The sequence below is a fragment of the Microbacterium sp. Bi128 genome (assembly GCF_918698205.1).
This window is the reverse complement of record NZ_CAKKMM010000146.1, coordinates 1-9,144: the sequence shown is the minus strand read 5'-3', so window position 1 is coordinate 9,144 and position 9,144 is coordinate 1. Positions and strand designations below refer to the sequence as shown.

Sequence of the window (9,144 nt, the reverse complement as noted above, 5' to 3'; positions counted from 1 at the left end):
CAACTCACCGGTGTCGGGATCTCGTGCGGGGGCCCACCGCGTCTCGTGGCGAATGCGGTGGTGGTGGCGACACTCGGGTTCGAGGTTCTCGTCGTCGGTGGGGCCGCCCTCGCTCCAGGCTCGCAGGTGGTCGAGGTCGCATTCTCGGGCGGGGCGCCCGCAGCCGGGGAAGACACACGTTGGCGAGGTGATGCCGAGCCAACGGCGGAGCGCGGCGGGCACGCGATAGGCCGTCCGGTCGAGGGCGAGGGGTGCGCCGGTGACGGGGTGGGTGAGCAGGCGGATCCAGGACGTCGCCTCGCCCGCGAGACGCCGAGCGGTGTCGAGGTCGATGGGGCCGAAACCGTCCAGCGTCGCCGGAGTGGTGTCGGCGCCGAGCAGGCTGAGCGCGGGGATCGTGACGATGACGCCGGGACCGGAAGCGGTGGTCGTCGTCGCGGGGGAGGCTCCCGTGGGTGCGGCTGCGCTCGCGGCGTCGTCGGGTGTCGGCGCGGGCGCGGTGAGGAGGTCGGCGAACGCGTCGGCGCGGAGCTGTGTCAGCGTGCGCTCTTCGTCGGGCGCCGTGCTCAGGTGGCGGGCGAGGCGGTCGACGCGCGTCATCGCGTCTGCCGCCCGGTCGGCGGGGAGGAGCGCGGTGAGCGTCGCCATGCCATCGAGCTCGGCCGTCATCCACACGCCCCGGTCATGCCGGGCCCGCCGGTGGCGGATCTCGATCGACTCGGCGTGCACTCGTTCGCGCAGGGCGCGGGCCGAGACGCAGAACCGGGCCGGGGGGAGCCGGAGTGCGCGATCGAGGACGCCGGTGTCGAACGCCTCCCACGAGTCGGCATCGTCGGGAAGGGAGGCCGCCAGCTGCGCGGCCTCGACGGCGTGGCGCTCGGACACGTCTCCCTCGGCGAACGCGGCCCAGAGGCGTGGGCAGCGTTCGCGCAGGGTTTCGGCGTGCGCAGCGCGCGAGCGCACCGTCTGCTCGGCCACGCGCAGACGCACGGCGATCTCGGCGACCGCCGCGCGCTCGGCCATGTCGAGTCGGTCGCGGCGAACGGCGGCGGCCGTGCGCCCACGGGGATCGCGCCAGATGCCGTCGAGCGTGAGATCGGGTCCGACCCACGGCTCGGGGTCGGCGACGGCTTCGGCGAGGACACGATGGATCAGGCCGTACTCGGCAGCCGTCGCGCGGTGCCGCTCGCGGGCACGGTCATCGAGTCGGTCGAGCAGGAGCGCGGCGAGGGAGACCGCATCGTTCGGCGCGTCGGCGCGCGCGGACTCCGTGCCGGGGCCGTCGCTCAGGTCGTGCGCGAACCCCGCGTCGAGGTCGTCGCTCAGGCCGAGCTCGACCGCCCACGCGGAATCGGCGGCCGCCTGCAGCTCGGCTTCCGCAGGTTCGGGCGCTCCACCCCACGGGTCGACCGGTGTCGGCCGGTCGCTCGGTGGTGTGCGGACTCCCATGCTCGAACACTAACGAGAGGGTCCGACATCGCCCCGGCTCACGGCCTGGCGAGCTCTTGCCCCACCGCAGGTCTCTCCCGCCGCAGGTCTTTCCCCACCGCAGGTCTCTGTTTCGCTGAGCGCGTCGCACCCCGCCGACCCAGCGCGTCAGCTCAGCTCCGCCCGCTCAGCGCGGCTGCTCGGCCCGTCCCGCGGTCGACCCCGCCGCAAACCCCGCGGCGTACGCCTCGTCCGATCCGAGGGCGAACATGTCGCGCTCGGCCGGGCGAACGATCGAGCGCGCCCCCGGCAGGTCCAGGTCTCCGACGAGATCCGGGCGTCCGCGCACGACGGCGACGGGCAGGCGCGCGGCCTTGCCCTTGACGAGGTCGGTCGCCGCGGCGAGCTCGTCGGCGACGCACGGCAGGGTCACGACGAGCGGGCGGCCCTCGGCATCCGTCGTCCCGCGCAGGTCTTCGAACACGTGCACGCCCGCGGCGCCGATGGCGTGATCGGTCTGCCCCTCGCGCCACGCGCGACCGAGGGTGTCGGTGATGAGCACGCCGACGTGCGCGCCGGTGGCGAGGCGAAGGCCGGAAGCGATCGCGCGCGCCGAGGCGTCCGGGTCTTCGGGCAGCAGCAGGACGGTGCCCTCGGGGGTGTTGCTCGCGTCGACGCCCGCGGCGGCCGAGACGATCCCGAGGCGATTCTCGACGATCCGGGTCACATGTCCGGCGGGGGAGGTCCGGGATGCCACGAGTCGCACGGTCTCACGCGTGATCGCGTCCTCTCGGTCGTCGGCCCGCAGGATCCGGCCCTCGGCCTTGGAGACGATCTTGCTCGTGATCACGACGATGTCGCCGTCACGGAGCGTGTCGCCCGCGGCATCCTGGATCACCGCGACCAGATCGTCGCCCGGAGAGATCTCGCCGATGCCGGCGAGGGCCCAGATCTGCAGCACGTCAGCGGACGAAACGCACCTCGGTGAGCTCCTCACCGAGGAAGGGTTGCACCTGGCTGGCGCCGTCGAGCGTGAATCCGTTGCGCACGTAAAAGCGGTGGGCGCGGGGGTTGTCGTCGGCGACCCACAGGTAGAGGCCCTCGCCGTCCTCGACGGCGGCGTCGAACAACTGCTGTCCGATGCCGGTGCCGTGGAACTGGTCGAGCAGGTAGATGAAGTACAGCTCGCGCGGACGCGGGGCGTCGTCGTCGCGCGCGGGGCCCGATCCGACGAAGCCGACGATCTCGCCGTCGACGAGCGCGGCGTGCATGCGGTAGTCGTCGCCCTGGGAGGCCCAGTGGGTCCAGAGCTCGGCCATGCGCTTGGGGGAAACCGCCTCGAGGGCGGCCGTGCTGATGAGGTGGTCGTACGTCTCGTGCCAGCACGTTGCGTGCACGCGGCCGAGGGCCTCGGCATCCACATCGCGCACCGGACGGACGACGATGTCGGTTCGGGTCTCCGCAGTCATGGCGCGACTCTACGCGGGTGCTCCGCGACGATGAAATCGGCCGAAGGGGACCCCGGGATGCGGTAGGGCTCCGGCATCCTGCCAGACTCGCGTGCCACGATCCCGGGCATGACCGCGCGCCCCGCCCTCACCTCGGTCGAGGCGCGTATCGACGCCTTCGCGAACCGTCTGCTGCGCTCGGCGCCGGACACGGGAGCCCGCGCGCGGCTCGTCGAGTTCGCGGTCTTCGTGCTCAAGCAGGCGTGGGCGTGCGTGTTCGGTGCGGCCCTGCTGGCGGTGCTGCTCGCCGCGAAGCTCTGGTACCCCGACGATGCGGCGCTCGCGCGCAACGACGCTCTGACGATCGCGGCGGTTCTCATCCAGGTCGGCATGCTCGTCGGGCGGCTCGAGACGCTGCGGGAGCTGCGCGTGATCGTGCTGTTCCACATCGTCGGAACGCTCATGGAACTGTTCAAGACCGACGTCGGCTCCTGGATGTACGCGGCCGACGGGGTGCTGCGGCTGGGCGGCGTGCCGCTGTACAGCGGGTTCATGTACGCCGCCGTCGGCAGCTACATGGTGCGGGTCTATCGCCTGTTCGACCTGCGGTTCACGCACTATCCCCGACGGTGGCTCACCGCGGTCGTCGCGGTCGCGATCTACGCGAACTTCTTCACCCACCACTGGATCATCGACCTGCGCTGGGTGCTCATCCTCGCGGTGGCGGCCCTGTGGTGGCGGACGACCCTGCACTTCCGCTTCTTCCGGGGGACGTTCCGGATGCCACTCCTGCTGGCCTTCGCCGGAGTGGCGCTGTTCATCTGGCTCGCCGAGAACATCGCGACGTACGCGGGGGCGTGGCTCTATCCGTCGCAAGTGGGGGGATGGCATCCCGTCGACGCGTCGAAGCTCACGTCGTGGTTCCTGCTGATAATCGTCTCGGTCGTCCTGGTCGCGTGGGTGTACCCGCCGCGCGAGCCGGATCCCGCCGATGCGTCGGCAGCTCACAGGGGAATCGCCGTTCCCTCTCTCAGACGCGGGCGGCATCCGCTCGCTCGTACGAGGCGATGAGCTCGAGCTCACTCGACTTCTTCGGCAGGAAGAACCACGCCACCGCAGCGCCGAGGGCGATCGCGACGGCACCCACGGCGTAGGCGGCGATCGCCCCGGTCATGAGCGATTGCTGCGCGGCCTGGATGATCTGGTCCTTGTACTGCGGGTACTGGTCGGCCACATGCACCGCTGAGGCGTACGACGCTTGCAGCGCTGCGGTGACCTGGTCGCTGATGCTCGAGGCCTCGGACGACTCCGAGATGAGCTTCCCGAACGCGTGCGCGAAACCGGCGGCGAGGATGGCGCCCAGCACGCCCTGCATGACGGATCCGCCGAGGTCGCGCTGCAGGTCCGCGGTGGCAGAGGCCATGCCGATCCGACGCACGGGGGTGGACTCGGTGATGGCGCGGGAGGCCGGGGTCATCGCGAAGCCCGCACCGATCCCGATCACGAGGTAGGCGATCGAGACGTACCAGAACGGCGTGGTCTCGTTCCAGAAGAGCATCGTGACGAACCCGACCAGGACGAACCCGTACCCGAGCATCATCGTGAAGCGGGACCCCCGAGTGAGGACGAGCCGTGCCGACTGCGGGGCGACCAGGAGCAGACCGACGCCGGCGGGGACGATCGAGAGGGATGCCTCCAGGGTCGAGTATCCGAGGATGTTCTGCTGGAACTGCTGCCCGACGAACATCGCGCCCATGAGCGAGCCGAAGACGATGAGTCCGGCGGCCGCGGGAGCCCAGAACATGCGGCGCCGCGCGACCTTCAGGTCGTAAAGGGGGCTCCGCGCGGTCAGCTGGCGCCACGCGAAGAGCGCGATCAGAACGGCAGCGGAGATCAGCAGGATGACGCCGAACGTGCGCGTGGTCGGCACGAACACCGTCGACAGCCCGAGCACGATCGAGCCGATCATGAACACGGAGATCACGCCACCGAGGTGATCGACCGTGTCGTCGTTCTCGGCGACATGCGACGGGACGAACAGCCATGCGAGGATGACCGCCGCCATCGCGAACGGCACCGCGAGCAAGAAGGCGACACCCCACCACAGCCACAGCAGCAGGATGCCGGCGAGGACCGATCCGATCACGGTCGCGGTCGCGCTGACCGCCGACCAGAGCGCGATGGCGACGGTGCGCTGCTTTCCCGGACCCCACAGCGCCGTGATCAGTGAGAGCGTCACCGGGTACGCCATGCCCGCCGCGATACCGGTGAGGATGCGCGCGACGACGAGCATCTCGACGGAGGACGCGAAAGCGGCGACGAAGCTGAGGACCACCGTGGATGCCAGGCCGATCAGCAGCAGCTGCTTGCGTCCGTAGCGGTCGGCGACCGCGCCGAGGTAAAGAACCGACATGGCCAGGCCGAGAGAGCAGCCGACGGCGACGAGGTTCAGGGCCGTCTGCCCCGTGCCGAAGGCGTCGCCGATGTCGGGCAATGCGATATTGGCCGCCGCGAGGTTGATGTTGCACACCAACGCTCCGAGGATCAGCGCCGTCAGCACGAGCTTCGGGCGGGGCGGCGCGGCGGGGGCAGTGGGCGCGGATACCGCGGCGTCGGCGTCGGTCACGCGACAACAGTAGCGAGCAGCACCCGCCCGGCGCGGGCCGGGGGTGCCGTCGCTTTGTCGGCTCGACACAAGAGAATCGCCACTCTCTCGTGGCATCACTACGCTCGCCGGTCGTGAATGTTCTCTGGCGCACCCTGCTCGTCCTCCTCCGCGCGCAGCGCCGTCTGCGCCGCGAGGGCCCCGTCGACCCGAACACGATCGGGCGTATGCGACTGCGCGTCCTGCCCACCGACATCGATCTGCTCCGGCACCTCAACAACGGCCGGTACCTGTCGCTGTTCGACCTCGGCCGGTGGGACCTGCTGACCCGCTCGGGCCTGGCCGGCGCGATGAAGGGCCACGGCTGGTACGCCGTGGTCAGCGCCGAGACCATCACGTTCCGCCGCTCGCTCGAGCTGTGGCAGCGGTTCGAGCTGGAAACGCGTCTGCTCGGTCATGACGACCGCGCCGTGTACCTCGAGCACCGCGCGGTCGTGAAGGGCGAGATCTACGCCCGCGCGATCATCCGCGCGCGCATCCTGCGGCGCTCGGGCGGCACCGTCCCCCACGACGAGCTCTTCGCGGCGGTCGGGCGCCCCGAGGGGCTGCCCGACATCGAGTCGTGGGTGCACGAGTGGGCCGCGGCGTCGGCGCTGCCGTCGACGAAGCGGCCCGCGCCCAGCGACTGGCGCTGACCCCTCGGCGCGGTGCCTTCTGTGCGTGAGTCGCCACGATTTGTCGCCTACCGGCACGGCAAGGCGACGAATTTTGGCGACTCACGCGCCAGGGGCGACGCCGAACCGCGCGTCGAGCCACGCGACCTGGCGCGCCCAGTGCCGCGTGCCCCCGCCCTCGTGGCCGTTGTACGGGTACACCTCGATCGCGGCATCCTCGGATGCCAGCGAATGGAAGGCCGCGAACACTCCCGACGGCAGCACGATGTCGTCCATCAGCGCCACGGAGAAGAACGCGGGAACGCGGATGCGTCGGGCGAGGATCGCCGCGTCGATGTGCGAGAGAGTGTGCAGGGCGGCGGCGGTGTCGTCGCGGTGGATCGAGAGCCAGCGCGTCACCTCGGTGAACGGCGCCGACGGGGTCCGCAGGATCGCGTTCGGGATGTCGCAGAGGAACGGCACGTCGGGGAGGACCGCCGCGACGGCGTCGCCCGCGAGAGCGGCGGCCGCGATCGCGAGCGCGCCGCCCTGACTGCCCCCGGTGACGGCGATGCGCGCGGCATCCACGCCGGGAAGCTCGCGGACGACGTCGACCAGGCGCGCCGCGTCGGTGTACAGGCGTCGGTAGTAGTAGTCGCGGGGATCGTGGATACCGCGGGTCATGACGCCCGGGTAGGCGGCCGCCGAGCCGTGCGGGTCGGGGGTGTCGCCGATGCTCCAGCTCGAGCCCTGGCCGCGGGTGTCCATGATGACGTGCACGTAGCCGGCGGCGGCCCACGCGATCTTGTCGCCGGGGAGGCCACGGCCGCCGCCGTATCCGATGAATTCGATGACGGCGGGGAGGGGTTCGTCGCCGTGCGGGCGCACGACCCACCCGCGGATCTCATCGCCCGCGAACCCGGTGAACACCAGGTCGTGGACGGACAGCGCGCGCACCGGACCGTTCACGGGGGTGAGGCGGGCGGGACGGGCGGCGGCTTGCGCTTCGGCCAGCGTCTCGGCCCAGAACGCGTCCATGCCGTCGGGCTCGGGCAGCTCGGGGCGGTACTCGCGCAGCAGCTCGAGCGGCATGTCGGTGAGTGTCTGAGCCATCGGGTCTCCTGGGTCGGGGCGAATCGACAGTAGCGAACCGCGGCTCCGGTGGACAGCAAGACGCGGGATCGCCGGGACAGGTCACGCAGAGTGTGAGGCCTCACATCCCGAAGAGATGGGAGCGATTCCATGTCGAGCCATGGTTGACATCTCTGTTCGACTGCCTCAAAGATGGTGCAAAAGTGAGCGCTCACAATTCTGAACGTTCCGCGCCGGCCCCCGCCGGACACCCGTCGTCGAGGAGGACGATCTTGGTGCTGTCACGCCCCCATTCCCCTGAGCCCACGCGCGGATGGACGTCCCGCCGTGTCGGTGCCGTCCTCGCCGCTGCGGCGGTCCTGCTGAGCGGCCTCGCGCCCGTCGGTGCGGCCACCGCGGCGCCGCTCCCCGAACCGGTGGCGACGTACGACTTCGGCGACACGACCGGGACGACGGTCCCCGACGCCTCGGGCCACGGCCACGACGCCGTCATCCGGGGCACCGGATTCGCGGTCGACGGCGACGCCCTGTCGCTCCCGGGCGGCGCGGCCGGCTCGAGCGCCGCCTACGTCGAACTGCCCACCGGGTTCTTCGACGGACGCAGCACCGTCACGGTGTCGGCGTGGCTGCAGGACCGCACGGGTGCGGGCAACCAGGCCGCGATGTTCTTCGGCACGACCGAGAACCTCCCGCAGCAGTACTGGCTGCTCAACCCCGCGAACCCCGCCGGGCGGGTGAAGTCCGTCCTCACCGACGGGCCGCGCATTTCGCAGCCCTGGACCCTCGAGCGGGGTATCTCGCCGACCGACGGGGCGCGGGGCGTGCAGGGCCCGGCGGCGACCGACGCGTGGGCGCTGTACACCACCGTGATCACCCCCACTTCGATCACCGCGTACCTCGACGGCACCAAGATCGGCACCGTGGCATCCACCCGGACCGTCGCCGACTTCGGCACCGGTCTCGTGGCCTACATCGGCAAGTCGTCCTACCCCGACCGGGTCTGGAAGGGCGGCGTCCGCGATGTCGCGATCTTCGACACCGCACTCACCGACGACGACGTGAAGGCGCTCGTCGCGCAGGGGACGCCGTCGAACCCAGAGGACGTGGATGCCGCGGCCGCCGCGCTCGTCCCGGAAGCCATTAAGAAGGACGGGAAGCTGACCGTGGCGGTGAGCCCGTTTGCGGCGCCGCTGGCCGTTTACGCCACCGACAACAAGACCCCGGTGGGCAACGAGGTGGATATCGCCGTCGCTCTGGCCGAGTCCCTGGGCCTGGAGGCAGACATTGTCCCGACGGCCTGGGCCGACTGGCCGCTCGGCGTCGATTCCGGCAAGTATGAGGCTGTGCTCTCCAATGTCACCGTCACGGAGGAGCGCAAGCTCAAGTTCGACTTCGCCAGCTACCGTGAGGACAAGCTCGGCTTCTACGCCAAGGCGGACAGCAGTGTCACCAAGGTCGAATCGGCCCCGGACGTCGCCGGCAAGCGCGTGATCGTCGGTTCCGGCACCAACCAGGAGGCAATCCTGCTGCGCTGGGATGAGGAGAACAAGAAAAACGGCCTCAAGCCCGTGGAGTTCCAGTATTACGACGACGACTCCGCCTCCCAGCTCGCCATCCAGTCCGGACGGGCGGACCTCACGTTCGGCCCCAACGCCACGGCGGCCTACAAGGCGGCCTCCGACGCCAAGACAAAGCTCGTGGGCCTGGTCGACGGCGGCTGGCCGCTGAAGGCCAGCATCGCCGTCACCACCAAGAAGGACAACGGGTTTGCCGCAGCGGCCCAGGCCGGACTGAACCACCTGATCCAGGACGGAAGCTACGCCAAGATCCTGGACCGCTGGGGGTTGTCCGCGGAAGCGGTCGCGAAGTCGGAGCTGAATCCGGCGGGCCTGCCGAAGAAGTAGCCCGCCCTAAATCC

The 9,144-nt window shown here is 70.6% G+C and carries 7 protein-coding genes and 2 pseudogenes; 4 read left to right on the top strand and 5 right to left on the bottom strand.

Annotation, left to right across the window (positions count from 1 at the left end):
- The 3 genes from LQV45_RS12095 to LQV45_RS12085 all read right to left on the bottom strand — a co-directional run.
- A partial coding sequence (locus LQV45_RS12095) for an HNH endonuclease signature motif containing protein (RefSeq protein ID WP_230007236.1) occupies positions 1-1,449 on the bottom strand: 1,449 nt, incomplete at its 3' end.
- 166 nt (positions 1,450-1,615) lie between these two features.
- Positions 1,616-2,389 carry a coenzyme F420-0:L-glutamate ligase gene (cofE, locus tag LQV45_RS12090; RefSeq protein ID WP_230007235.1) on the bottom strand — a complete coding sequence of 258 codons (774 nt, stop codon included), beginning with the start codon at positions 2,387-2,389 and terminating at the stop codon, positions 1,616-1,618.
- A gap of 1 nt (position 2,390) precedes the next feature.
- Positions 2,391-2,897, bottom strand: a complete 507-nt coding sequence (locus LQV45_RS12085) for a GNAT family N-acetyltransferase (RefSeq protein ID WP_230007234.1) — start codon at positions 2,895-2,897, stop codon at positions 2,391-2,393.
- Between the two features lie 108 nt (positions 2,898-3,005).
- Between LQV45_RS12085 and LQV45_RS12080 the strand changes: the two genes are divergently transcribed.
- On the top strand, positions 3,006-3,947 hold the full coding sequence (locus LQV45_RS12080; RefSeq protein WP_230007233.1) for a DUF817 domain-containing protein: 942 nt from the start codon (positions 3,006-3,008) through the stop codon (positions 3,945-3,947).
- On the opposite strand, the gene LQV45_RS12075 is transcribed toward LQV45_RS12080, so the two are convergent.
- Entirely contained in the window at positions 3,907-5,502 is a 1,596-nt protein-coding gene (locus tag LQV45_RS12075) for an MFS transporter (protein ID WP_230007232.1), read from the bottom strand. The two genes, LQV45_RS12080 and LQV45_RS12075, sit on opposite strands and share 41 nt — an antisense overlap.
- 113 nt (positions 5,503-5,615) lie before the next feature.
- Between LQV45_RS12075 and LQV45_RS12070 the strand changes: the two genes are divergently transcribed.
- Complete coding sequence (locus LQV45_RS12070) at positions 5,616-6,176, top strand: acyl-CoA thioesterase (protein ID WP_230007231.1); 561 nt, start codon at positions 5,616-5,618, stop codon at positions 6,174-6,176.
- Positions 6,177-6,257: 81 nt separating this feature from the next.
- On the opposite strand, the gene LQV45_RS12065 is transcribed toward LQV45_RS12070, so the two are convergent.
- A complete protein-coding gene (locus LQV45_RS12065; RefSeq protein WP_230007230.1) occupies positions 6,258-7,247 on the bottom strand; it encodes an acetylxylan esterase in 990 nt (329 codons plus the stop codon).
- Between LQV45_RS12065 and LQV45_RS35790 the strand changes: the two are divergent.
- Both LQV45_RS35790 and LQV45_RS12055 read left to right on the top strand, forming a co-directional pair.
- A pseudogene (locus LQV45_RS35790) lies at positions 7,235-8,278 on the top strand (LamG-like jellyroll fold domain-containing protein); the annotation flags it as partial. The gene LQV45_RS12065 and the pseudogene LQV45_RS35790 sit on opposite strands and share 13 nt — an antisense overlap.
- 51 nt (positions 8,279-8,329) lie before the next feature.
- A pseudogene (locus LQV45_RS12055) lies at positions 8,330-9,130 on the top strand (ABC transporter substrate-binding protein); the annotation flags it as partial.
- Positions 9,131-9,144 lie beyond the last annotated feature (14 nt).